Genomic DNA, 24,418 nt, shown 5'->3' with positions numbered 1-24,418 from the left:
CCCCCTACGCTTTTTCGATGCGGCAGAGGCCGCCTTTAGTTTCAGGAATCTGAGTCACGATGTCATAGCCGTAGTTGGTGACAGTGTTGATGCTTTCACCCACGCTATAGGGAACCAAGCCCTCGGGATAATTCTTGCTCAAATCCTTGCCTTGATGGATACCCGCCCAGTGGAAAGGAGCGAATACACAATCTTCTTTGATGCTGTAGCTATATTTGGCTTTCATGTAGCCTTTGGTGCCCTCAGGTGAGTGAACCCAGACCATGTCGCCATCTTTGATTCCAAGCTTGAGCGCTCGATCAGGGTGAATCTCGATAAACATCTCAGGATAGATCTCGCTTAGAGCGGGAGAGATTCTCGATTCGATTCCTTGACCGTTGTGAGTGACCAATCGACCCGTGATAAGGTTGAGAGGGAACTCTTTCGCCCAATCTTTTTGCATCTGGATGCTCTCATACTTCGTGTCAACCCTAAAGTGGTTGGGCTTGTCTTTGAAGCTTGGGTATTTAGCCACCATATCCGTTCTTGGGCTATGGAGAGGCTCTCGGTGGCGAGGAATCTGATCCGCCCACTCTTTGACAAACATCCTAGCCCGTGCATTACCGTAGGGGCAGAGACCCGCTTCAAGCGCTTTGTTGACTAGAATCATGGAGAGGTCGGTGTGCCAAGCTTTACCTGCCACTTTGGCCTTCTCCTCTTCAGTGAGGGTGATTCCCGCTAGAGCTTCAATATTGGCGGCGGTGATAGCAGGATAACCCCCTTTTTGGGTGCCTCCAGGAGGAACACTGCCTTCGGAGGCGAGCATATCATACTCCACTCCATTGAGCTCTTGCTTGAGACCGAAGTTATTCCTAAAGCCCATACCGCCCTTCATTACAGGGAGAGAGTTGTCATAGAGGTTAGGGGTTCCAGGGTGTTTATCGCTCCAGCAAGGCCAAGGAAGACCATAGTATTCGCCCTTCATAGGCCCTTTGCCCTCCAAGGTCAGCTCATCAAACATATGCCAGTTATCCGTGTGAGCCTTCAATCTCTCAGGAAGCCAGCCGCTAAGTCCGATGGTTTTCACCCCTTTAGCGATCTCTCGCGTGGCATCTTCAGGCCATACAAAGTTTCCTTTGCCATCGCCCAAGGCTCTTACATATTCGTTGTAGAAGCCAAACTTCTTCGCAAAAGCAAAGAGAATATCTTGATCGGCTTTGCTCTCATAGATAGGATTGACCACTTGGTATCGCCATTGACCTGATCGATTGGTCGCCGTGACGGTTCCACTAGTCTCATACTGGCTAGCCGCAGGAAGCAGATAGACTCCATCTTTTCGATCGGTATAGGCGATCGCATCATGAGGGAAGATATCGATCATGACGAAAAGCTCTAGCTTATCAAGTGCTTGCTTCACCTTCTCAGTCTGGGCGACAGAGATTAGACCATTCCCCATACAGACCATCGCACGAAGCTTGCCTGCAGGACCGTTATGAATCGTCTCTTCTTCAAGAACCCCTTGCCACCATCGAGAAAGGGAGAATCCATTTTTGAACATCATATCAGGAGCGAATCGAGCCTTGAGCCACTCAAAATCGACCTGCCAGACATTCGCCCAGTGCTTGAAGCTCGGTTCAGCGTTAGGGAAATAGCCAGGGAGGTTTTCAGCCAAGCATCCCATATCACTCGCGCCCTGAACATTATCATGGCCTCGAAGGATGTTGGTACCACCGCCTGGTTTACCCATATTTCCAAGAATGAGCTGAAGAATCGGGGCTAGTCGTGTATTGCTGGTTCCAATCGTGTGCTGAGTGAGACCCATCGCCCAAATGAGCGTTCCAGGTTTGGTTTGGGCATAAACTCGTGTTATATCGATGAGCTGCTGTGCAGGGACGCCTGTGATATCTTCGACCACTTCAGGGGTGTACTTAGCCGCCTCTTTGGCGATCTCTTCAAAACCGAAAGTTCTCTCAGCGACGAATTTCTTATCTTCCCATCCATTTTTGAGGATCAGGTTGATCATTCCATACATAAAGGGGATGTCGGTTCCAGGTCGAATCTGGGCAAACATATCAGCTTTAGCGGCGGTTCGAGTGAATCGAGGCTCAACGACGATGAGCTTAGAACCATTGATCTCTTTAGCTTTGAGGAAGTGCTGGAATCCTACAGGGTGATTCACCGCAGGGTTGGCACCAAAAATAATGATTGCTTTGGACTTTTGAATATCGGCCAAATGGTTGGTCATAGCTCCATAACCAAAAGTATTCGCCACACCGGCGACTGTGGAGCTGTGTCAAACTCTAGCTTGGTGATCTACGTTGTTGGTTCCCCAGAAAGCAGCAAACTTTCGGATGTAGTACGCTTGCTCGGTTGAAACTTTAGCTGAACCAAAAAATTGAACCGCATCGGGGCCAAAGTCTGTTCTTAGCTGAAGCATCTTTGCGGAAATCTCATCCATCGCTTGATCCCAGCTGATGCGTTTCCACTTGCCATTCTCTTTTTTCATGGGGTATTTGACACGCTTGGGGCTTCGAAGCACATCAATCATGCCCGCACCCTTAGAGCAGTGCCCGCCAAGGCTGATAGGGTGATCTTGGGCAACCTCTTGGCGCACCCACACATCATTTTTCACTTCAGCGACGATTCCACAGCCTACAGAGCAAGCCGTACAGATGGTTTTTATTTTCTTAGCACCTGGATGCGCCTCTTTGAGCTCTTGAGTCGTAGCGCTTCGCACCACGCCTTCAGAAGCTACCGCACTACTCGCGCCCATTGCGCCTGCCAAAGCTGCCATTTTCAGGAAGCTTCTTCGACCCACTTTGAGCGGAGAGAGTGTTTGAACGATATTCTCACTCATCGTATCTCCTTTTTAAGATGGTTGGTTGTTTTTAGCAACTCTTGTAATACATGTCCCAAGTAGCGGTTTTTTGATAGAGAGTCTCTTGCTTGTTTGATTTTCCTCTAGTCAAGTTGTCTGTAACGGTTCTTCCGCCCATACAACCCGCCATGCTTACGCCTACAGCCGCCGCCACTACGGTCGTCTTGGTAGCGCTTTTGAGAAACTCTCGTCGAGAGTTTTCCACTTGGCTCATAGGTATCCTCCTTCTTTTAAGATGTTCATGGATGAAGTCCCATGCCAAAACCCTCTTTAAACAAGGCCTTTGGCATGAGACCTCAAACCTCTCAAGAGCCGATGTCGCAGCTCCCGCCACTATTTTCAAGATCGCGCTTGACTCGCTTTTTGCTCTTTCCGAGCATCTCTTGGCGAAGCGCCTCGGAGATGTCTTTGAACTCCTCCTTTTTGGGAGCGGGAATCTCTAGGTAGAGTCGCTCAAATTCAGCAAAACTCTCCAAGATTCTGGCGATATGACGATAGAATCGAGCATTTGGATGTTTCAAAATCTCAATCACCACATAATCAACATACCCGTTGACCACTTCGGCAAAGAGTCGCTTGGCGAGCTCTAAGTGCTTTTTCTCCTCAAAATCACTCACCAAATAACCAAGAAAGGTGCAAAGGAATCCTAGATTATCCTCGGTTTCAACAAACGATTCGTCTTTGCGCTTGGGCGTGCAGGTGATGATCTCCTTGGTCAAGAGAAGCTTCTCGCCTCGCTCCTGCCCCTCGGCATAAAAAGAGGCGGTTAGATTGATCGCCTTAGCGTCGAGATTATTGATGAAAACCGCATCAAACTCCTCTTCAATCGCCAAAGCGCCTCGCTCTCCAAGCTCGCTAGCTAGCGCCTTTGCATCCTGCACGATCTCTTCCGTCATAGGAAAAGCGGCAATCTTCTCTAAAATCTCAATCGCCTTCTCTTTCTGAGCCTCCAACCGTCCGTAGGTCAAGAAGATTCCAAGGAGGCTGTAGTAAATCTCCCGCGCTTTATTGATATTGGCGTGATCCATCACTCCACCTCCTCTAAAATAGTCTCTCTCTTGGAATCGGCTTCACTGCTAAAGCCTACCATCACCTTCACCTTGCAATCAGGACAGCACTCCAGCGTCTTTAACTTGAAGGCGTTACCCACAAAGAGGGGTGACATGAGATTCTTGATCTTCTCCACCGATTTCTTGGTGGCAAAGGGCTTGCCACACTCAATGCATTTAAACATCTCATCTCTAGCCATCACCTTGGACTCAAACCAAGAGGGAGCCAAAGTGATGCCGCTTAGCTCTAGTGTGATGGCATTCTCAGGACAGCTAGGAAGACAGTAGCCACAGGTGGTGCACAAAGAGGCGTTAAAATCTAGGGTGAACTCATTGGAGTTGGCGGTGAGGGCATTGACATTGCAAGCTCCCACGCAAGAGAGGCAGAGGGTGCACTTCTCTTGATCCACTTTAATCTCTCCATAGCGGATGAAATCTCCACTAGGGACTTGACCTAACTCTTGCTCCTTGATGATATAGCGAAGCCTCTCTCCAAAGGTCTTGCGTCTTAACTCGTTGGGCTTAGGCGTGTAGCGATAGAGGCTCTTCTCTATCTTGTGAGCCTTAGGGAGTGCCTCTAGGAGAGTGGGAATATCTTGAGCAAGATAGAGGGCTGGCTCACCATAGGCCTTGAGATAGATTTGATTGAGCATCTCGTTAGCCTCTTTGGTGGGGCGAGAGATGATGGGGGAGTAGAAGAGAAGTGAGCTTCCGCTCTCTTGCAATAGAGTGAGAAGATGCATCTCAGAGGGGAACTTCTCTCGATCAATAATCAAAGGAGTGATTCCTTTAGGGAGAGTGACCTCCTCTAGATCTTTGAGGAAGGGCTCAGGGATCATTAAGATCGTCGTCTCATTGTAGAGTCGGGCAATCTCATAGAGAGCCTCCTTGGGATAGGGAGCGTAATCGATGGCTCCCGTGGGACAGGCGGAGATACAGCCTCCACAGCCAACACAATCTAGTTGGGAGAAGAGGAGCTCCATCTTGGAATCATCATTCACCACCCCAAAGGTAGGACAGAGGGTGGCGCACTTACTACAGGACTTCTCTCGGCGATGATGATATTGGCAGATCTCAGGATTATAGGTGATGGTGGTCTTGTAGCGATAGATTCCTAGACGACTTTGGAGTTTCTCTAAAAGCTCTTTGGCATCTTCAAAGTCAGAGACTTTCTCAATCCCCATATACTTAGAGGCAAACTCATCCTCCCTAAAGAGGACTCCTTGGGCAAACTCTCTAGAGCTTCCATCCGTGAGGTTGGCTACAAAGGCTCCTAGTTTCCCCTCAATACTCTCAATACTCTCATAGGGGAGAATCTCCACCTCAAAGGAGGATTCTAAAGCTTTAGAGGCAAACTCTTTGGCGCTTTGACTCTCTCCAATGATAAGAAGAGAGGGAGAGACACTCTCTTCATAGTCTTGGTGGAGGGCATGATCAAATTTGATGGCTCTTGCCTCATAAAGGAGGGAGAGAGTCTTTAGCTTCTCCTCTTTGGAATCAAGAGAGTTCTTGAGATACCAGTTGATTTCGGGGGCAAAAAGAGGGGCGGTCTCTTTTTCGTTGGAGACGAGGGTCTGGGCGGAAGAATGAAAAGAAAAAAGATTTTGCTTTTGTATCTCCTCTTTGGCCTCTTCAAGGAAGGCTTGAGTGGCGGGGTTAAGGCTTAGGTGGTAGCTTGGCATTGGGTTTGATCTCCTTTAGCTGGTCTGAACCAGACCTTGTTCAAGCGTTATGGAAAATCTCCATAAAGGTTAACTATTTATTTACTTTTCGGTAATTCTAACCTTTCTGCCTTAAAAGATGTTAAAACTATTTTTTACTTTTTAATTATTTATATTTCATAGAGGAAAAAGCACTCATCCACACGACTCCTCTCTCCTCTCCATCGCCCTTTCTGGTGTTTCATGCCCATCATTAAGATGCAGCGTTTCTTCCCCACGGTATAGGAGAGCATCGTGGCGTAATCGCGCTCTTGACTCCCTACATAGCTCACCTTGAGAATCTCCAGCGAAGGGGCGATGGAGGGTGAAGTGAGACGCGCACCAAGCTCTAAAATCATCGCATCGCTTGGAGGCATAAAGATTCGCACAAAAAGCGAGGGATTGAGCCAATAGATGACCCCTATACCCCCCAAGGTGATGATCCACGCTATCACGATGGCTTTAACCCAAGCACCCATCTCTCTTTCTCCTACCCTCATCCTAAAGATTCTTAATCCTCTTCTTTGGAACGATTATATATCATTCCATCAAAGAATCGAAGGAACCCTTAATGCCCCCAGACCTCGCCTCTCTAGGCTATGAGATTCTCTTTTTTGCCCTGCTCTTTTTGGCGCTTTTTTTCTATCGCCGCCGCCTTAAATCCTAACTCTTAAGCCCTCTTATGAAAAGATTCAATGAAAAACAGCTTTTTGCTATTTTGCTCTTTGTGGGTATGATTTTTTGGGGCGGCTCTTGGCCCTCTTCCAAAATTCTCACCCAATACACCTCCACCGAGGTGATCACTTTTTGGCGCTTTTTCTTCGCCTTGCTCACCTTTGTGCCTATTGTCTTTGCTTTAAAGGTCCCTCTTCGCCTCACCCCCTCATCCCTGAAATACCTTCTGCTTGCCTCGTTTTTCAATTCACTCTATTCTATTCTCTTCTTCACGGGCTTGCGTTTTGGTTTTGCAGGAGCAGGAGGAGTGCTTGAACCACGCTGATTCCTGTTTTTGCCTACTTGCTCTCCTATTGGCTCTACTCCAACCCCTTGGAAAAACATGAGGTTTCAGGTCTGGTTTTAGGACTCATCTCAGGACTTTTTTTGCTCAATCTCTCTCACTACGGAGATCTTTTGGGTGGAGGGAATCTCTTTTTTGTTGCTAGCGCGCTCTCTTGGGCGAGCCTCACACTTGCCACGCAGAAGATTCGTCATGAAGTGCACCCTGTAGCGATCAACTTCTACACCACACTCTTTAGTGTCATCACCTATGCGCCTCTCTTCCTTTGGAACACAAATATGATGGAAATAGGAAGTTTTGATGGGTGGTTTTGGGGGAATCTGCTCTTTGTTTCATGCCTCTCGACAGCCTTTGGGACGACCATCTACTATCAGGCAATCTCTATTGTGGGAGCCTCTAAGGCAAGCACCTTTGGGCTGATGGTGCCCGTGAATGCCCTGCTTCTTAGCTGGCTATTTCTAGGCGAGACCCCCACTCACGAGACGCTCATTGGTGGGAGTTTGGCGATCCTAGCGATCTATCTCATCAATCTCTATCGCCCCTCGCACCTGCAACGCTTCAGGCGAAGATAAATTTCCCTGAAGTGCGGTCTTTCACGATCTTTTCCGCCTCTCCTAGCACTCCATTCATCGCCACATAGATTCCACTCTTTGGCTCCGCATAGAGCAAAAAGCCTATCGCTAGCGTGAGGTTAGAGGTCGCTTCGGCGGGCTCAATCGTGTAGGGCTTCATGGCACCCGTGAAGATAATTCTCTTGCTGGCGGCAATATGAGGGGCGTGAGTCCTGATATACTCCGCACTCACATCCATCGTATCGGTGCCATGCACCACGACCACATCCCTAGTCTGGACTAGTTCTAACTTCTTCAAAAGCTCGGCACGATCTTCATCGTTCATATAGAGACTATCTTTATAGATGAGCCCCGTCACCCTCAAATCGATATTATTATAGAAGCTCTTGGCAATCACCTCTTCGATCACATCGCAGTTGGGATAGATCACCAATTCGCCCTTGACCTTGTCATAAATCTTATTGAACGTTCCGCCGGTGTTGATGACGGTAATCATAGAAAAATCCTTTAAATAAGCGGGTTTGACCTCTTCTTGGAGGAGGCATGAGCCAATTATAAGTTGTATTGCTTAAAAATTAAACTCTTTTATTTAGACGCATCAGGGGTTTTTTTGATTACAATCGTCCTTTTTGAATGAAAACTTCACCCAAAGAAAGGCTGCATATGTCTCTACTCAACAATCTCTCCAAGAGTCTTGGCTTCTATATCCTAGTCGCTATGATTCTTGGCGTGCTCACGGGCGTAATGATGGGCGAGGGCGCAGCGGTTTTTGAGCCGCTTGGCGCGATGTTCATCTCTCTTATTAAAATGCTCGTCGTTCCGCTCATCGTCTTTTCAGTCATTGGCGGATCAGCAGGCGTTGGCGCTACTTCTAGCGCTGGAAAAGTTGGAGGCCTCACCCTCTTTTTCTTCATGATTATGACGATTCTCGCCGTCAGTATCGCCCTGCTCTTTGGAGAGCTTTTTAAACCTGGTGTCGGTGTCAACCTAAGCTCACTCTCTTCGATGTTTTCCAATGAATACGCCGACAGGGGTGGAACTCCTGCTTTCTTTGACATTATCCTTGGAATGATTCCCACCAACCCCATCAAGGCGATGGTCGAGGGGAACATCCTCCAGATTCTCTTCTTCTGCATCTTCTTGGGCTTTGGAATCTCCATGCTTGAAGAGAGTAAACGCTCGCCACTCATCGCTGGTCTAAACGCTCTTACAGAGGCGATGATTTGGATGATTAATAAAGTGATGCTTATCGCTCCTATTGGGGTTTTTGCCCTCATGGCCGAATCGATTGGCACCTATGGCTTTGAAACCCTTGTGCTCATCATGAAGCTAGTGGTGGTCTATCTCTTTGCCCTAGCGCTCTTTAACTGGGGAATCTACGGCCTTGTCGTGCAATTCTTCACCAACCTCTCACTCAAAGAGTTCTTTGGCGGTATCAAAAGCGCGCAAATTGTTGCTTTCTCGACCGCCTCTTCCATGGCCACCGTGCCTGTCACCATGGATGCCGTGGAGAACAAATTCAAAATCAACAAGAGCCTCGCCTCCTTCATCGTGCCCCTTGGCGCCACCATCAACATGAATGGTAACGCCATCTACTACGCTCTCACAGCGGTCTTTTTTGCCCAATTCTACGGAATCGAGCTCACATGGGCGCACTATGGAGCGATCATCCTTACCTCTACCATTGGCTCTATCGGCCAAGCAGGAGTTCCTGGGCCCACGCTTTTAGTTGTAGCGGTCCTGATGTCTGCAGGAATCCCCATCGAAGGGCTCCCTATTCTCTACGCACTAGATCGTATTTTTGATATGACTCGCACCGCAGTCAACATCACAGGAGACGCTCTCTGCGCCGCCGTGGTGGAAAAATATACTCAAGGCGAAAAAAGTTTAGCCTAAATTTTTCTTTCTTTAATATCTTTGCGGTTAGAATTCTCTCTTGATTCTAGCTGCAAAGGTCACCTCTCATGCACTTTCTTCCCAAGCTCTTAGTCGCCCTCTCTTTGAGCGCGACTCTACTTTTAGCCAACCTAGCCCCCGTCGTTGAAAAATTTGAAAACCAAATCGAATCGCTCATCATCAAAGACCTCTCCAATAAAAAGATCCTCTACGCCAAAGAGACGCACAAAGAGGTTCGACCCGCCAGTCTCACTAAAATCATGACGGCGATTTTAGCCATTGAGAGTGGCAAAATGAATGAAGTGGTGACGATCACGCCTGAAATGACTTTGGTGGAGCCTAGCAAGGCGGGCTTTAAGGTGGGGGAGAAGTTCTATTTGAGAGATCTGGTGAAGTCTGCCCTCATCCAATCAGCCAACGATTCGGCGACGGGAATTGGAATTTTTGTCGGAGGAAGCAGTGAGAATTTCGTCAAAATGATGAACAAGAAGGCCAAAGCGCTAGGAATGAAAGAGACAAACTTCACCAATGCCGCTGGATTTGATATTGGTGATCATCTCTCCACGGCCCATGATTTGATGCTCCTAGCGGAATATGCCATCAAAAACAAAAGTTTCAATGAAATCGTGAAGATGAACAAGCACACCTTCTCGCCCATCAACAACAAAAACAAAATCTACACCTCATGGACGCACAACAAACTCCTGCGCACCCATAAATACACCATTGGAATCAAGACGGGCTACACTTCCAAGGCTGGTCCTTGCCTCATTGCACGCGCCAAAAAAGGTGAAAAAGACCTGCTTTTAGTGATGCTCAACTCTAAAGAGAATCGATGGAAGAGCGCTCAAGCCATCTTTGATGAGGTGATTGAAAAGGAGAGGGTGAACCCTCCCAAGCCCTCCCCTACACGTAAGTGATCACCTCTTCTTTTACCCATCGGTATCTCTCTCCCTGTGGATGGGCGCGATAACCAAAGGCGATGCAGTAGGCAATCCCATAATCCTCAGGCTTAAAGAGTGCCACCTCTTTGGCAAGAGCCTTCTCTAGCTCATCATAAACAAACCCCTCAATCGGACAAGAATCAATTCCAATAAAGGCTGCTGCACTCATCATATTGGCACTGGCTAGATAGACTTGCATCTTTGCCCAGTTCTCCAAGTCAGGTTTGAGCTCGTTTTTTTGGAAATTGTCAAAGACGGCCAAAATCTTGGCTAACTTCTCCTCATCTCCTTGAGTTCGGCGCAAAAATGAGCGCTTGAGGTATTCGCTTCCTGCTTCAAAGAATTTCGGCTTTTTAGATAGAAGCACTACAAAATGGGAGCAGGTGGTCACCTGGGGCTGATCCCAGCACGCAGGGCGGAGGGCGGCTTTAATGCTCTGATCCTCGATCACCAAAAAACGCCAAGGCTCTAGCCCAAAAGAGGAGGGAGAGAGAGCTCCCATCTCCATGATCCAATCCATCGATTCTCTGGGAATCTTTTGGCTCTCATCAAAAAGCTTGCACGCATGGCGAAAATTCATCGCCTTTTCAAAATCATTCATTCCTCGCCTCCAAAACCAAATGTCTCTGAAACATAATCAATATCCTTATCCCCACGACCACTGAGATTGATGAGAATCTTCTCACCCAAGCGCTCTTTGGCGAGCTTCATGCCATAGGCGATCGCATGGGCACTCTCAATGGCGGGAATGATTCCCTCTAGGCGTGAGAGGGCAAAGAAGTTCTTGATCGCCTCTTCATCGCTCACGCCCACGGAGTGCGTCCTGCCAATCTCATGCAAATAGGCGTGCTCTGGCCCCACCGAGGGGTAGTCAAGTCCACTCGCCACGGAGTGAACTGAGGCGGGAGAGCCATCCTCGTTTTGAAGCATAATGGAGTTAAATCCATGCATCACCCCCTCTTTGCCATAGCTAAGACTCGCGGCGTGCTCGCCTAGGCTTTTTCCTTTACCTAGAGGCTCCACTCCCCATAGTTCCACGGGATCATCAATAAAGGCGCTAAAGATTCCCATCGCATTGCTTCCGCCTCCCACGCACGCCACGATATGATCGGGGAGCTCGCCCGTCATCTCCAAAAACTGCTCTTTCGCCTCTGCGCCCACAACACTTTGGAAGTCACGAACCATTTTAGGGAAGGGGTGAGGTCCCACCACCGAGCCAATCGCATAGATCGCATTCGCAGGGTCTTTGAGATAGGCCTCAAAAGCGCTATCCACCGCCTCCTTGAGTGTCCTTTCGCCAAAACTCACGGGCACCACCTTTGCCCCTAGCATCTTCATGCGAATCACATTGGGGTGTTCCTTGGCAATGTCCACCTCTCCCATGTGAATCTCGCACTCCATGCCAAAGTAGGCTGCGGCAGTCGCAAGCGCTACGCCATGCTGCCCTGCGCCTGTCTCAGCAATCAGCTTCTTTTTGCCTAGATGCTTAGCCAATAGAGCCTCCGCCATACAATGATTGAGCTTATGTGCCCCCGTGTGATTGAGGTCTTCACGCTTAAGATAGATCGCTGCGCCTCCTGCTTTTTGACTCAATCTCCGCGCGTAATAGAGGGGTGTGGGTCGCCCTTGGTAGTGCTTGCGGATACTTTTTAGCTCTTGGATAAAATCAAAACTCTGGGAGATTTTGAGGTAGGCCTCTCCAATCTCTTTGAAGTGTTCAATGAGCAAAGGAGGCAAGTAAGCGCCGCCATATTTGCCAAAATATCCCTCTTTATTGGGAAAGCTCTTGAGGTAGGGTTTGTGCATCATAGAGAATCGCCTTTTAGAATATTAGGTTGCCCAGAGGGTATCTCTAGCACTTTGAGAAGAAGATTCTTAGAAGCACCCTTGGGATTAAAAAAGAGCAGTCTAGGAAAGCTCGGCTTAAAATTTGGCTATACTTCATCCTTCTACAAAAAAGAGATTTCCAACAAGAGAACGATTCCACAAAGGAGCCAAGAATGTTCCTCGTGCTACTTCTCATCGCGCTCATTCTTGGAGTGCTCTTCTATCGCTTTGAGCTGGCCTTGGCCAAAAAAAATGACCAAATCCTCCAAGAGAGCGCCCAGAAGATACTCCAGCACGCCTCTAGCTCCAAAACCTACGAGGCCACTTTGCAGGCTTTTTTGGACAAAAGCCGATTCTCACTCCTGCGCCAAGAGGGGCGGCTCTTTGCCTCTCACAAGCCCTTTAGTGTGGGCTGGCTTCTTCTTGGAACGGGATTTTTCTTCGTGGGGGCGCTTTTTTATCTGCTCTATTACCTCTACTGGCAAAAGCCTCGCCTCATCCCCCTCCCCTCCTACTCGGAGTGAACGCTTTGGGTGAGCTTACGCTCCTCATTGATGGCAAAGGTTGCCGTCGCGTAGGCCACCAAAAGATCCTTACAAAAGAGCTCAATCACCGTAAAAGCCGTCCGCTTTGTCCGATTGACTACCCTTGCCTCTGCCCTTAGCATCTCTCCTGCAACGGGTTTTAAGAAGTTGACCTTAAGCTCAATGGTCACACTGCTCTGCTCGCTAGAGAGGAGGGAGCGCACCGCATACCATCCCGCATTATCCGCCAATGTAGCGATCGCGCCCCCATGCACCATCCCCAAATGCTGCTTGTGCAAATCCTCAATATCAAACGCCAGCACCGCAAAGCCCTCACTATAATCAATGAGCTCAGCCTTGATATGTTTGAGAAAATGAATCTCTTGGGTTGTCATCGATTGGACCTTTATTAGCTTTGATAAAAGAAATCATAACCTAAATAAAAGGCTAGCAGGACTACAATCCGCCCAATTTTTACCCTAGTCCCTAGGAGGAACGCCATGTTTGCCTCCCTTTTTAGCATCATCTCTTTCATTCTTTCAGGCTACATTGCCAAACGATTGAAAATTATTGAGCAAAAACAGGCCCTCACTCTGATTGATTTTGTCATCTACTTTGCTATCCCTGCTCTTATTTTTGAAAAAATCTACCATCTTGAAATGAGCTTAACGCTTCTTTATCTTGTCTTTATCGGGATGATTGGCACCGCTATAGGCGTAGCAGTCGTAACTCTTGTGGGGTGGTGGCTTAAGTTCTCTCGTCCCACTTTAGTCACCATGGTCATGATGGCAAGCTTTGGGAACACTCTCTTGTTAGGGATTCCAGTGCTGGAGGGATTCTTGGGGGAAGAGGCGCTAAGAGAGGGAATCTTTTATGACCAATTCGCTACCGCTATCCCCGTAGCGCTTCTTGGGCCTTTCATTCTTGCCCTTGCAAGCAAAGAGAAGGCGAGCGTGATCCAAAGCGCCTCAAAAATCGTCCGATTCCCTCCAGTGATTGCTCTAGTTGCAGCCTTTTTGCTCAAAAGCGTGCCCATTCCTGAATTCATCTTTAGCACCCTCAAAATGTTTGGCTCGACCGTCACCCCCGTGGCACTCTTTGCTATCGGACTCCAGATGGTCTTTAGCTCCATTAGAACCGAATGGAAGCCCACTTTGGTTGTTTTAAGCGGCAAGATGATTCTCTCACCCCTCTGTGCCACTCTCATTATCCTAGCACTTGGGATTCCTATGGATGAGAGCGCCCATATTGCGATTCTTCAATCGGCCATGCCCCCCATGGTTCTAGCCAGTGCGATGGTGATGAAAGCCCAACTCAACACTTCTCTAGCCGTCTCTACAGTCGCTTTTGGCGTGGGGGCTAGCCTAGGAATCATGCCCCTTCTCTACTCCCTCCTTTCCTTTTTGTAACCTTTTTCTAGGGGAATCCCTCCCCTAGCGCTCCCATCATCCAAAATTTATTCAAGCTTAGCCATAATGCTCGCTTATATCAACACTAGGAAGGGTTGTTTCATGCAGAAGATTCTTATGGGTAATGACGCCATCGCTTGGGGACTCATCAACAGCGGGGTGGAGTTCACCTCAGGCTATCCTGGCACCCCCTCAAGCGAGATTCTCGCCAGCTTCCAAAAAATCCGCGATTCCTTAGGACTCCAAGCCTACGCCGAATGGGCAACTAATGAGAAAGTGGGCTTTGAGGTCGCTTATGCCGCCTCAATGTCTGGCAGGCGCGCCTGTGCGACCATGAAGCAAGTGGGGCTTAATGTGGCCTCTGATGCACTCATGAGTGCCGCTTATATCGGCAATAAAGGCGGCTTTTTGCTTGTATGCGCCGATGACCCGGGGTTTCACTCCTCTCAAACCGAGCAAGATTCTCGAAGCTTTGCCAAATTCGCTCGCATCCCGGTGCTTGATCCAAGCACTCCGCAAGAGGCCTACACAATGGTCAAAAAGGGACTTGAGCTAAGCGAGTTTTTCGAGACCCCCGTGATGCTAAGAAGCACCATGCGCGTCTCTCATAGTCGCGAGATTTGCGAGATTGATGAGCCAAGCTTTGAACGTGAGAAAAAAGAGTCAAGCTTTGAACGTGATATCAAGCGATGGGCGGCCGTCCCTAGAGAGGGGAGATTGCGCCAAGGAATCGAGATGCTAGAGCGAATCGAGTCGCTCAAAGCCTATAACTGGAAAGAGTTTATTGAGCCTCTTGTCTCCAAGCTCACCCAAAAGCCCACCCTGATTCTTGCCTCAGGCGTAGCCTATGTCTATGCCAAAGAGGCGGTGGAAGAGCAGAATCTTGAGGCGGATGTGCTCAAAATCCACCTCCCCTATCCTCTCCCAAGCACACGCCTTGAAGAGCTTTTTGAGGGATATGAGCGCGTCATTGTCTTTGAAGAATCCTACCCCTGTATGGAGGAGCAGCTCAACGCCCCCAATCTTCATGGCAAGCTCACGCATGAGGTGAGCGAGATTGATGAGCTTGGCAAAAAGCATCTTCTAGACACTTTGGCCAAATTAGGAATCACCCAAGGGAGCAACCCCTATGTGGGCACTCGCTACGAAAAAGAGCTCCCCAAGCGCCCCCCCAATCTCTGCCCCGGCTGTCCTCATCGCGATATGTTCTATGCGATCACCAAGGTTTTTAAAAAGAAAAAATCGCTCTTCCCTTCAGACATTGGCTGCTACACCCTGGGACTCAATCAAGGAGCGATTGACACTGTGCTCTGCATGGGAGGCTCTATCTCGGTGGCTAGCGGCCTTAGCCTTGCCAACCCCGACAAAGCGATCGTGGCAACGATTGGAGATTCGACTTTTGTGCATGGAGGAATCCCTCCACTCATCAACGCCGTCTATCAAAAACATCGATTCGTTCTCGTGGTGCTTGATAATTCCGTCGTCGCCATGACGGGTCGCCAAAGCACTCCTGAGGGGAGCCCTGATGTGGATATCCTCAAAATCGTCCAAGGGTGCGGAGCGGAAGCGATAGAGTATCGCTACACCCCCAAACTCAAGGAGAGCGTGAATTTCTTCAAGCAGGTCAAAGCCCGATACGAAGAGAGTGACAAGCCTATTGTAGTGGTGGTAAGACAATTCTGTGTGCTGGACAAAGAGCGCGCTAAGCTTCACCTCCCCAAAGAGTTTGCCACGGTCGATAAAGATAAATGTGTCGCGTGCGACCACTGCCTCACCGAGTACAAGTGCCCCTCCATGAGCTATGGAGAGGATGGCAAAGTCGAGGTCGATCCCTTCTTGTGCGCAGGGTGTGGTGCCTGTCTGGATGGACTCTGCCCCACCGATGCCTTCACCCTTATTTCCAAAGGAGCCAAAGCATGAAATATCAAATCGTCACTTCAGGATTTGGCGGACAGGGCGCGGTCTTTATCGTCAAACTCCTCAGCCTCTGCGCAGGAATCAAAGGCGAAAAGTATCTTGGTACCGAAAATCATGGAATGAGCCAACGCGGCGGAAGCGTGAGCTGCTTCATCAAGGTGGGGGATTTCTACACTCCTGTGATCGAAGAGAATCAAGCCGATATGATCATCGCCTTAGAACAAAATGAAGGATTGCGAACCCTCCAGTATCTCAAAAAAGGGGGCAAGCTTATCGTCAATGCCGACGATTCGCTACCTAGATTAGAAGGGTGCGAAGCGATTAAGGTGGATGCCTTTTCACTCGCTAAAGAGGGGCGATTCCCTGCTCAGGCGCTCAATGCTTTCATGGTGGGTGTCGCCTCGATGCAATCGGGATTTCCTTTTGATGAGGAGACCCTCAAAAAAGGGCTAGAGATGATCAATCCCAAGGTCGCTGAGTCTAACATCCAAGTCTTTGAGCTGGGTCGCGCCTGCGCGCCAAGGAGTTAGAGATGGTCTGGAATGATGTCGAGGCCTACCCGCGCGAAAAGATCCAAGCCCTTCAGCTAAGCCGTCTCCAAGAGACGCTCCGCCGTGTCTATGAGCTTGTGCCTTTCTATCGTGCCAAGTTTGATGAGATAGGAATCACGCCCGATTCGATTCAAACCCTCCAAGATATCGCGCGCCTCCCCTTCACCAAAAAGCAAGATCTTCGCAACAACTACCCCTTTGGGCTCTTTAGCGTGAGCATGGATGAGGTGGTGCGAATCCATAGCTCCAGCGGCACCACGGGCAAGCCTACAGTCGTAGGCTACACCAAGCATGACATGGAGGTTTGGGGTGAGGTGATGGCACGCACCTTCACACTGGCTGGAGTCACTGCCAAAGATGTCGTTCACAATGCCTATGGCTACGGACTCTTCACGGGAGGGCTGGGATTTCATGATGGTGCCCAAAGGGTCGGAGCGACCATCATTCCCGCTAGCGGAGGTTTCACCAACCGTCAAATCATGCTGCTTCGAGATTTCAAAGCCACCGCGCTCACCTGCACCCCCTCTTTTGCGATGCACCTAGCCGAGGTTGCCAAAAGCGAAGGGTTTGATCCGCGCAAAGATTTTCATCTCAAAGCAGGAATTTTTGGTGCTGAACCCTCTAGCGAAGGACTTCAAAGGGCAGTCGCCGACACATGGGGAATCGCCTATCATGAAATCTATGGATTGAGTGAGCTCATTGGCCCTGGTGTCTCTTGCAGCTGCGAACAGCGCAATGGCCTCCACCTCAACGAAGATCACTTCTATCCCGAAATCATCGATCCCAAAAATGGTGAAGTGCTCCCCTATGGTGAATTAGGTGAGCTGGTACTCACGAGCATTACCAAGCAGGCACTCCCCATTATTCGCTACCGCACAGGGGATCTCACGCGTCTTAGAATCGAACCTTGTCGTTGCGGTAGGACACTGGTTCGCATGGAGAGCATCACAGGAAGAGCGGATGATATGCTTATCGTCAATGGCGTGAACATCTTCCCCTCTCAGGTGGAACATGTCATCGCTCAAGCCGAAGGATTGACGCTCAACTACCAAATCATCGCCGATAAAAAAGGGTATCTTGATAGACTGGAGATTCACATCGAAGTGGATGAAAACATCATGACCGATAGCGTCGGAGAGATGGAGCGGCTCAAGCGCCAGCTGGAAAAAGAGCTCCTCAACCACCTCTACATTAATGCCGATGTTAAGCTCGTGGAACCTCGAAGTATCGAGAGAAGCATGGGTAAGGCCGTCCGTGTTGTGGATAAGCGAAAAATCTAAAGGAATCTCTCTATGGAAAACTACGCGATTGAACAACTCTCCGTCTTTATTGAGAATCAAAAGGGTGAGCTCGCCAGCGTCACAGAGATACTAAGCCATAGTCATCTCTCTATCCACTCCATCACGCTAAGCGATTCTAAGGACTTTGGAATCCTGCGCCTTATCGTGAGCGATGCCCCCAAAGCCAAAGTTGTCCTTGAAGCTCGAGGGATTCCCGCCAAGATCAACAAAATGTTAGGCGTCCGAGTCGAAGACACCGTGGGGAGCTTCCATCAAATCGTGCGGCTCCTCAGCAATGCTGGAATCGACATATTCTACACCTATTTGGTGATGGAGGGAAGCCGAGGAATCTTTCTCTTTAGGCTTCATGATGGAAGTTTTGGTCAAGCCGTCGCCCTCCTAAAAGAGGCAGGCTTAGAGGTGGTCAAGCGCGACTTTATGGAATCATAAAAGGCTTTTGAATCCCTAGATTCTCCTGCCAATTCATGGTGGGAAGGCCTTTGTTTAGGGTGCTATGGCATGCGATACACTCATTAATCACCCCGTGTTCTTTGATGCCACTTTGAGTGATCTTCCCCGCCTCATGACAAGCAAAACAATCCTGCCCGCACGCCGCTCCCATATTACTCTGGGAGAGCGATTCGGCACTGTGGCAGGTGATACAGGTCGCCATGCTCTTATGGCGCACATCACTCTCTAGATTAAGAGTTGGGTGACAGGAGAGGCAATCCCCACTACAAGCCCACAAAAAGACCGAAAATAGATATAAGGACAGGAGTACTCTTTTCATAATAGGATTCTATCTCAAACCCCTTCAAATCCGCTAATTATCGACCTTGTTTTTTTCTGAAAAAATAAAATAGTTTTCTTTTCTTCATCACCATTAAATATTTTTTTGAGACAATAAACATTATCTTAGCTTATACCTTAAGTTGAGATATCCAATTTTTAAGCTAGTAGTCAAACTTATAAACGGAGGGGAAAGTGGAAATCGAAATTTCACGCAGAAGGTTTCTGCAGGGAAGCGTCGCCCTTACTATCGTCGGAGCCTCATCGGGTGCTTTGGCTGTGGGTGGCTCTTCGGGCAATAAAACAGAGAGTCAGGAAAAAGGAGAGCGTTCGGTCGCGACACTTTGCGAGATGTGCGTTAATAAGTGCGCCGCCATCGCTAGAGTCAAGGATGGCAAAGTGATCAAATTGGATCCAAACCCTCTCTTCCCAAAATCAAGAAATATGCTCTGTGCTCGCGGAAACGCCGGAATCAAAGCTCTTTATGACGAAGATCGACTCAAATACCCTTTGATTCGAGCAGGTGAGCGAGGAGATGGAAAGTTCAAGCGCGTCACTTGGGATGAGGCCTACACTTATATCCAAGAAAAGCTCGTCAAAATCATGGATGAGGAGCAAGACAATCGCTCAGCCATCGGTTTTTGTGCTGGCGAGGGAATGGGCGAGCACCACTTCAAAGAGTTCAATAAGGTTTTTGGCTCTAGCAACTGGCTCAACCACTCTTCCGTCTGTTTGCAAAGCACTGTAAGTGGCTACACGCTCACTATCGGAACCTATGGCAACCCCGACCTTGCCAACGCCAAGTATGTCATTATGGCAGGGGCTAACCGAGCCGAAGCGATCGTCACCCCCGACACAATGGATCTCTTTAAACGCACCTTGGGGCGAGGCTGTCAATTGGTCGTCATCGACCCTCGCTACTCCCACACGGCCCATAAGGCTGATTTGTGGCTCCCCATCAAAGCGGGCACCGACCTCGCTTTTGTTCTTGCGCTCACCCATGTTGTCCTTAGTGAAGAGATTTATAATAAAAAGTTTGTTGAAGAGAAATTCAATGGCTTTGAAGAGTACAAAGCCCACATTCTCCAGCAGAACTATACCCCTGAGTGGGCTGAGCCTATCACGGGAATCTCCGCTTCTGATATCAGGAAAGTGGCTAGGGATTTCATGGCTTGCGCCCCTCAAGCCATCTACTATCCCGGAAGAAGAACCACTTGGGCAAAAAATGACTTCCAACTCCGCCGTGCCATGGCCATCTTCACCGCTCTTGGGGGCGGCGTGGATGTAAAGGGAGGAATCTGCTACGGAAAGACCCTTCCTATTGATGAGCACTCCATCCCTGCGCCCATGTATGCCAATGCTAAATCACGAATCGAACAAAACAAAGCTGCGATCGTCGGCGGAACAGGTTCTTGGGTTGCATGGAGGGATATGGTGGCCGCCAAAGAGACCCCCTACCCCATCCGAGGAATGTTCATCTACAAGCAAAATCCTATGCATTGTGTGCCCAATACTGCTAAAACCGCTCAGATGTTCAAAAACATGGATCTAGTCGTCACTATCGACACCATGCCCAGCGACACCGCGATCATGAGTGATGTGATTTTGCCTGAGTGCACCTACCTAGAGCGCACCGATCCCGTGAAGAGCTTTGGAGGAATCGAACCTGCCATTGCTCAGCGAAATAAGGTCATTGAGCCTCTTTATGAGACCAAGCCTGTGCTCCAAATCTTGCGGGAACTCACCGCAAAACTCTCTCGACCCCTCTTTGAAAACAGCCTCAAGCATGACGAAGACCTTCAGGAGATGATCGAAGAAAAAGCCTCCGAGCTAGCCTCTTCTAATCCCAATAAGGGCGAAGAAGAGCTCAAGAAGCTCGCTATTGAAGAGGTTTTTGAGGATGAAATGGAGGGATGGGATATTTCTCAGGGTTACGCTCACTCCGAAGAGGAGATGAATGAGCACGCCGTAGCCAAATATGCTGGAGCCCACGAAATGCTCCTTAAACATGGAGTCTTTTATCCAGGTATCAATGAGCAGTTCAAACAAGTAAGCGCCAACGAGTATGTCTACTATCCCGAATCCAAAAAAGCCTACTCTATGCGCAATGGGCAATTCAACACCCCTTCCAAAAAAGTGGAGTGCGTGATTCCAAGTCTAGCCTCCAAGGGGATTGACACGATGCCTACATGGAGAGAGGAATATCTTCCCAAGACTCCCGCAGGTCAGTTCCGATTTGTTACAGGACGGCACGCCCAGTTCACCCAATCCTCTACGGCCAACAATGCGCTACTGCTTGACACCATGAGCGAAAACTTCATCTGGATCAACAAGCGCGTTGCCAAAGAGCGAGGAATTAAATTTGGTGACCTTCTTGAAATAAGCTCCAAAGCAGGTAAAACTCGAATCAAGGCCTATCCTACCGAGAAAATTGCCCCTGATACGGTCTTTTTCGTCCACGGCTTTGGCGTCCAATCCAAGGCGATGAGCCGCGCCTACCAAAACGGGGGACACGACAGTATGATCATTGAAGAACATATCGAGCCTGTCTTTGGAGCTGCTGCAGCCCATGAGACACTCGTAGAGATAAGGAAGGTGTGAGATGGCAAGATACGCGATGGCCTTAGACTATAAAAACTGTATCAACTGCAAGGCGTGCGAAACCGCCTGCAAAGAAGAGAACAATGTCCCCTTGGGCGATGAGTATTATCGAATTTGGGTGGGAGTGAAAGAGACAGAGGGTGAATATCCTTTACTTAACTTTTCTCAAATGCGTTTCATCCCAAGCCAATGCCAACATTGCGAAAATGCTCCCTGCCAAGAGGTCTGCCCTACCAATGCAACCTATTATGATGAGCGCGGCTTTGTTTCGGTTGATCCCAAGAAGTGCATCATGTGCACCTACTGCATGACAGCTTGCCCCTACGATGCAAGATATGTTGATCCTAGGGCTCATATCGTTCAAAAGTGCAACTTCTGTTCAGAGACACGATTGGCACGAGGAGAGACTACGACCGCTTGTCAAGCCACTTGCCCCACCAAAGTCAGAGTCTTTGGCGACTTGGACGATCCCCATAGTGAAATCTCTAAGCTCCTCCGAGAGCGTGAGCATTGGACGATCAAGCCACATTTGGGCACCAAGCCTAAGCTCTTTTATCTAGTATAGCCAAGAGGAGAGAATCATGAACTTTATTAAATCCATCATCCCTATCCGCGAAGATTTTTCGCTGGGATCACTGTTGAGCTTTGAGAAGAATCCGATGAATATCTTCTTGGCGGTTCTTATCGCGGGGCTTTTTGCCATCTTTGCAGCGGGGCTCTACCTCTTTTTTACCGAGAGCCACAGCGCCTACAATGTCCATCGCCAGCACCCTTGGGGTCTATTGATCGCGATGTATGTCTTTTTTGTTGTCTCCAGTACGGGACTTTGTATCATCTCCTCTTTTGGCCATGTCTTTGGAATCAAGGAGTTTGAGGTGATTTCTAAAAGAGCTATCCTTGGAGCGATCGTCACGATTCTGTCGGGATTTGCAGTGATCGTCTTTGAGGTTGGCCACCCCGTTACCATGGTCATCTATAACGTTCTCACTCCCAATTTCACCTCCGCGATTTGGTGGATGGGGACTCTTTATGGTGCCTACTTGGTAGCGATCATCTTTGAGTTTATCTTTCTTTTGAGGGATGACCACAAGTGGTCTAAAATCTTCGGTGCAGCGGGGCTTGTAGTCGGTATTGCCGCCCACAGTAACCTTGGAGCGGTCTTTGGCTTCCTTGTGGCTAGGCCCATCTCCAATGGCGTCTTTTTCCCTATCTATTTCATTCTTTCAGCGATGATCACGGGTGCATATATTCTTTTTATCCTCTATGGACATCGCTACAAATTTGACTTTAGCCAAGTGCCCGATGTCAAATTGATGCTAGAGCGACTCGCCAAGGTTCTCACTATCCTTTTGGCTATCTTGCTCTTTTTTGAAATCTGGAGATTCCTTACTTCGCTTTATGGAGGAGTTCCTGAGCGTGCCAACACTTCCATTCACATTCTCCAAAGCCCTAGCTTTATCATTGGAGAGGTGATTTTAGGTATGCTCGTCCCCTTGCTCACGATTGTATTCACTAAGGGCAAGAATCTAGCGGCTATCTCTTATGCCTCTGTCATTGGCATGGTGGGTATCTTTACAATGCGATACAACCTCGCCCATGACACGCAAGTGTTCCCTATGCAGACGCTTAAGCTCAATGAGTATCAATTGCCCCCTTCATTCGTGGCTTACTTCCCCTCCTTTGCGGAGATTGCCATTGGACTGGGTGGATTTGCGATCTGCTTTAGTCTCTACTATCTTGCCAATAAGCTTTTTGACCTAGGTCGATAAGCCTCTTCCGGGGCCATCCCCTTCCCTCCTTGGATGGCCCCACCTCCTTTTGAAATTTACTCCAACCAAAAATGTTACATTTAGAATATTTTTTACAAAAGTTTTTAAGTTTATCAGTTGATTTTTATTTTGGAGCTGTTAGTATAAGAGTAATTTATCTATTAAAGAGAGGTTAAAAGAGATGAAAAAAGCTTTGATCGTCCTTTCGCTTGGGATTTTCACCGTGGCTTGTGCCTACGCTGCTAAGGAAGAACAGTATAAATATAGCAGCAAAGAGGTCTATCAACAGATGTGCTCTCAGTGTCATGGAGCCAATGCCGAGGGCAACCCTGAAAAAAAGGGTCCCGCGCTCAATGATCTTAGCCGAACCGAGCTAGAGATGGAGCTTTACAACCTAGAATCAGACAAATATGGCGTGGGCGGAAGCCAGCATGACATCATGGAGCACAACCTCAAAAAGATTCAAGAAAAGGGGATGAAGTACAGCATTCCCGCTATGGCTGAATTCATCTTTGAGAATTTCAACCCTAAAGCCAAAAAATAGTCTTGGGGCGAGGAGAACCTTTGCCTCGAATCTATGTCTGGTCACCCTTTGTGAGGGTGACCCACCTCCTTATTGCCCTATCGATTTTTGGCGCACTCTTTAGCGGATTCTTCAAACCCCTTTTCTCCCTTCATCTATTTTTTGGCTCTCTTGTTTTTGTCCTGCTCATCGCACGCATCCTCTATGGATTCTTTGGGACGACCTACGAGCGCTTCTCTCACTTTGACTTTAGCTGGCGCGACTTGCGCTACTACTTCCTCCACCTCTTTAGAGACAAGCGCTCCTACATCGGACACAATCCTGCTGCTAGCTGGGTGATGATTTTCATCATCCTTGGAGGCGTAGCGGTAACGCTCACAGGGCTTCTGCTACTGGGTGCAATGTATGAGCGTGGGCCGCTTGATTTCTTGGGAAAGATTCTCTATTTTTGGGGTGATTTCCTCAAAAAAGCCCACCAGCTCATCGCCCTAGCGATCCTAATCGCCTCGCTTATTCATATCATCGGGACACTCATTGAGCACTTTTATCACCGCACCCGCATTATCGATTCTATGGTTCATGGCTACAAGCCTTACGAAGGCAAAGATTTGCACCCCTCGATTCTGCAATCTCTCTTTGGAATCGGGGCGATTCTCCTCTCCTTGACGATTGCCTTTTATGCCGCCAATGATCGCTCCTATCGAGAGTTTCTTGCGCTTCATGACCTTTATCCTGTGGAATTCAGAAGGGAATGCTCCAGTTGCCACACCCTCTACCCACCCCAGTGGCTCCCCTCTAGCTCCTGGAAAATCATCATGCAAGATCTCAAAGGCCACTTTGGCAAAGACGCTAAAGAGTACGTCAAGCACCCTGAGATCATCCAAACCTATCTTCTTGCCCACTCCTCAGAGCATCACCCCAGCTATTTTCCCCACGCCATCACCCGATCCAATCTCCAAAGCCAAAAATATCGCCTCTCTAGAATCTCATTCATCCGCGAGCTTCACGCCAAGATTCCCCCCAAGCTCTTTGAACACCCTGCGATTAAAACCCGATCCAACTGCCAAGCCTGCCACCTCCACTTTGACGAGGGGATTCTTCAGCCCGAAGAGATTAGAATTCCCGACATCTCCTTCAGGGAAGCCCTCCAAATCTATCTCCGCTGATTCCTCTCTTTGATAGGCGGATACCC

25 protein-coding genes are annotated in these 24,418 nt (G+C 48.7%); 15 read left to right on the top strand and 10 right to left on the bottom strand.

Features of this window, described 5'->3' with window-relative positions; genetic code table 11:
• Window positions 1-4: 4 nt before the first annotated feature.
• The 5 genes from WS_RS03535 to WS_RS03510 form a co-directional block, all read right to left on the bottom strand.
• On the bottom strand, window positions 5-2,836 hold the full coding sequence (locus WS_RS03535; RefSeq protein ID WP_011138653.1) for a molybdopterin-dependent oxidoreductase: 2,832 nt from the start codon (window positions 2,834-2,836) through the stop codon (window positions 5-7).
• A gap of 31 nt (window positions 2,837-2,867) precedes the next feature.
• On the bottom strand, window positions 2,868-3,071 hold the full coding sequence (locus WS_RS03525) for a hypothetical protein (protein WP_011138652.1): 204 nt from the start codon (window positions 3,069-3,071) through the stop codon (window positions 2,868-2,870).
• Between the two features lie 91 nt (window positions 3,072-3,162).
• Window positions 3,163-3,885 carry a TorD/DmsD family molecular chaperone gene (locus tag WS_RS03520; protein WP_011138651.1) on the bottom strand — a complete coding sequence of 241 codons (723 nt, stop codon included), beginning with the start codon at window positions 3,883-3,885 and terminating at the stop codon, window positions 3,163-3,165.
• Window positions 3,885-5,588 (bottom strand): 4Fe-4S binding protein, encoded by a 1,704-nt coding sequence (locus WS_RS03515; RefSeq protein ID WP_011138650.1) that lies wholly within the window; start codon window positions 5,586-5,588, stop codon window positions 3,885-3,887. The genes WS_RS03520 and WS_RS03515 overlap by 1 nt, the downstream gene beginning before the upstream one ends.
• Window positions 5,589-5,737: 149 nt before the next feature.
• On the bottom strand, window positions 5,738-6,085 hold the full coding sequence (locus WS_RS03510) for a hypothetical protein (protein WP_041571727.1): 348 nt from the start codon (window positions 6,083-6,085) through the stop codon (window positions 5,738-5,740).
• Between the two features lie 203 nt (window positions 6,086-6,288).
• On the opposite strand from WS_RS03510, the gene WS_RS11115 reads away from it, so the two are divergent.
• Entirely contained in the window at window positions 6,289-6,606 is a 318-nt protein-coding gene (locus tag WS_RS11115) for a DMT family transporter (RefSeq protein WP_011138648.1), read from the top strand.
• Window positions 6,607-6,653: 47 nt separating this feature from the next.
• Window positions 6,654-7,196 (top strand): DMT family transporter, encoded by a 543-nt coding sequence (locus WS_RS11110; RefSeq protein WP_232501939.1) that lies wholly within the window; start codon window positions 6,654-6,656, stop codon window positions 7,194-7,196.
• On the opposite strand, the gene WS_RS03500 is transcribed toward WS_RS11110, so the two are convergent.
• Complete coding sequence (locus WS_RS03500; RefSeq protein WP_011138646.1) at window positions 7,183-7,692, bottom strand: asparaginase domain-containing protein; 510 nt, start codon at window positions 7,690-7,692, stop codon at window positions 7,183-7,185. The genes WS_RS11110 and WS_RS03500 overlap by 14 nt on opposite strands.
• 167 nt (window positions 7,693-7,859) lie before the next feature.
• Here WS_RS03500 and WS_RS03495 point away from each other — a divergent pair, with 167 nt between their 5' ends.
• Window positions 7,860-9,092 (top strand): dicarboxylate/amino acid:cation symporter, encoded by a 1,233-nt coding sequence (locus tag WS_RS03495; RefSeq protein WP_011138645.1) that lies wholly within the window; start codon window positions 7,860-7,862, stop codon window positions 9,090-9,092.
• 68 nt (window positions 9,093-9,160) lie between these two features.
• Window positions 9,161-10,012, top strand: coding sequence for a D-alanyl-D-alanine carboxypeptidase family protein (locus WS_RS03490; protein ID WP_011138644.1), 852 nt, complete (start codon window positions 9,161-9,163; stop codon window positions 10,010-10,012).
• Here the strand turns inward: WS_RS03490 and WS_RS03485 are convergent.
• Together WS_RS03485 and trpB are read right to left on the bottom strand one after the other, a co-directional pair.
• Window positions 9,999-10,637 (bottom strand): NAD(P)H-dependent oxidoreductase, encoded by a 639-nt coding sequence (locus WS_RS03485; protein ID WP_011138643.1) that lies wholly within the window; start codon window positions 10,635-10,637, stop codon window positions 9,999-10,001. The two genes, WS_RS03490 and WS_RS03485, sit on opposite strands and share 14 nt — an antisense overlap.
• The gene (gene trpB / locus WS_RS03480; protein WP_041572031.1) at window positions 10,634-11,842 is read right to left on the bottom strand and encodes a tryptophan synthase subunit beta; all 1,209 of its coding nucleotides are present in this window, start codon (window positions 11,840-11,842) and stop codon (window positions 10,634-10,636) included. The genes WS_RS03485 and trpB overlap by 4 nt, the downstream gene beginning before the upstream one ends.
• A gap of 194 nt (window positions 11,843-12,036) precedes the next feature.
• On the opposite strand from trpB, the gene WS_RS03475 reads away from it, so the two are divergent.
• Window positions 12,037-12,387: a hypothetical protein gene (locus tag WS_RS03475; protein ID WP_041571726.1), complete on the top strand. Its 351-nt coding sequence runs from the start codon at window positions 12,037-12,039 to the stop codon at window positions 12,385-12,387.
• On the opposite strand, the gene WS_RS03470 is transcribed toward WS_RS03475, so the two are convergent.
• Window positions 12,375-12,782 carry a PaaI family thioesterase gene (locus WS_RS03470; RefSeq protein WP_011138641.1) on the bottom strand — a complete coding sequence of 136 codons (408 nt, stop codon included), beginning with the start codon at window positions 12,780-12,782 and terminating at the stop codon, window positions 12,375-12,377. The genes WS_RS03475 and WS_RS03470 overlap by 13 nt on opposite strands.
• A 105-nt stretch (window positions 12,783-12,887) precedes the next feature.
• Between WS_RS03470 and WS_RS03465 the strand changes: the two genes are divergently transcribed.
• From WS_RS03465 to WS_RS03445, 5 genes are all read left to right on the top strand, one after another.
• Window positions 12,888-13,796, top strand: a complete 909-nt coding sequence (locus tag WS_RS03465) for an AEC family transporter (protein ID WP_011138640.1) — start codon at window positions 12,888-12,890, stop codon at window positions 13,794-13,796.
• Between the two features lie 102 nt (window positions 13,797-13,898).
• Complete coding sequence (locus tag WS_RS03460) at window positions 13,899-15,716, top strand: thiamine pyrophosphate-dependent enzyme (protein ID WP_041571725.1); 1,818 nt, start codon at window positions 13,899-13,901, stop codon at window positions 15,714-15,716.
• Window positions 15,713-16,243 (top strand): 2-oxoacid:acceptor oxidoreductase family protein, encoded by a 531-nt coding sequence (locus WS_RS03455; protein WP_011138638.1) that lies wholly within the window; start codon window positions 15,713-15,715, stop codon window positions 16,241-16,243. Before WS_RS03460 ends, WS_RS03455 begins: the two co-directional genes overlap by 4 nt.
• A gap of 2 nt (window positions 16,244-16,245) precedes the next feature.
• Complete coding sequence (locus tag WS_RS03450; RefSeq protein ID WP_011138637.1) at window positions 16,246-17,544, top strand: phenylacetate--CoA ligase family protein; 1,299 nt, start codon at window positions 16,246-16,248, stop codon at window positions 17,542-17,544.
• Between the two features lie 12 nt (window positions 17,545-17,556).
• On the top strand, window positions 17,557-17,994 hold the full coding sequence (locus WS_RS03445; RefSeq protein WP_011138636.1) for a hypothetical protein: 438 nt from the start codon (window positions 17,557-17,559) through the stop codon (window positions 17,992-17,994).
• Here WS_RS03445 and WS_RS03440 read toward each other — a convergent pair.
• Entirely contained in the window at window positions 17,981-18,334 is a 354-nt protein-coding gene (locus tag WS_RS03440) for a hypothetical protein (RefSeq protein ID WP_011138635.1), read from the bottom strand. The two genes, WS_RS03445 and WS_RS03440, sit on opposite strands and share 14 nt — an antisense overlap.
• Before the next feature lie 194 nt (window positions 18,335-18,528).
• Between WS_RS03440 and WS_RS03435 the strand changes: the two genes are divergently transcribed.
• From WS_RS03435 to WS_RS03415, 5 genes are all read left to right on the top strand, one after another.
• Window positions 18,529-20,934, top strand: coding sequence for a molybdopterin-dependent oxidoreductase (locus WS_RS03435; protein ID WP_011138634.1), 2,406 nt, complete (start codon window positions 18,529-18,531; stop codon window positions 20,932-20,934).
• Between the two features lies 1 nt (window position 20,935).
• Entirely contained in the window at window positions 20,936-21,499 is a 564-nt protein-coding gene (locus WS_RS03430; RefSeq protein ID WP_011138633.1) for a 4Fe-4S dicluster domain-containing protein, read from the top strand.
• A gap of 16 nt (window positions 21,500-21,515) precedes the next feature.
• On the top strand, window positions 21,516-22,703 hold the full coding sequence (gene nrfD, locus WS_RS03425; protein ID WP_011138632.1) for an NrfD/PsrC family molybdoenzyme membrane anchor subunit: 1,188 nt from the start codon (window positions 21,516-21,518) through the stop codon (window positions 22,701-22,703).
• 181 nt (window positions 22,704-22,884) lie between these two features.
• Window positions 22,885-23,247 carry a c-type cytochrome gene (locus WS_RS03420; protein WP_011138631.1) on the top strand — a complete coding sequence of 121 codons (363 nt, stop codon included), beginning with the start codon at window positions 22,885-22,887 and terminating at the stop codon, window positions 23,245-23,247.
• A 20-nt stretch (window positions 23,248-23,267) separates the two neighbouring features.
• Window positions 23,268-24,392: a cytochrome b/b6 domain-containing protein gene (locus WS_RS03415; RefSeq protein ID WP_041571724.1), complete on the top strand. Its 1,125-nt coding sequence runs from the start codon at window positions 23,268-23,270 to the stop codon at window positions 24,390-24,392.
• Window positions 24,393-24,418: the final 26 nt, after the last annotated feature.

Origin of the sequence: Wolinella succinogenes DSM 1740 (assembly GCF_000196135.1) — a bacterium.
In the GTDB taxonomy this organism is placed as follows: Bacteria; Campylobacterota; Campylobacteria; order Campylobacterales; family Helicobacteraceae; genus Wolinella; species Wolinella succinogenes.
The sequence above is the reverse complement of the archived record's forward strand: the minus strand, read 5'-3'. Positions and strand labels throughout refer to the sequence as shown.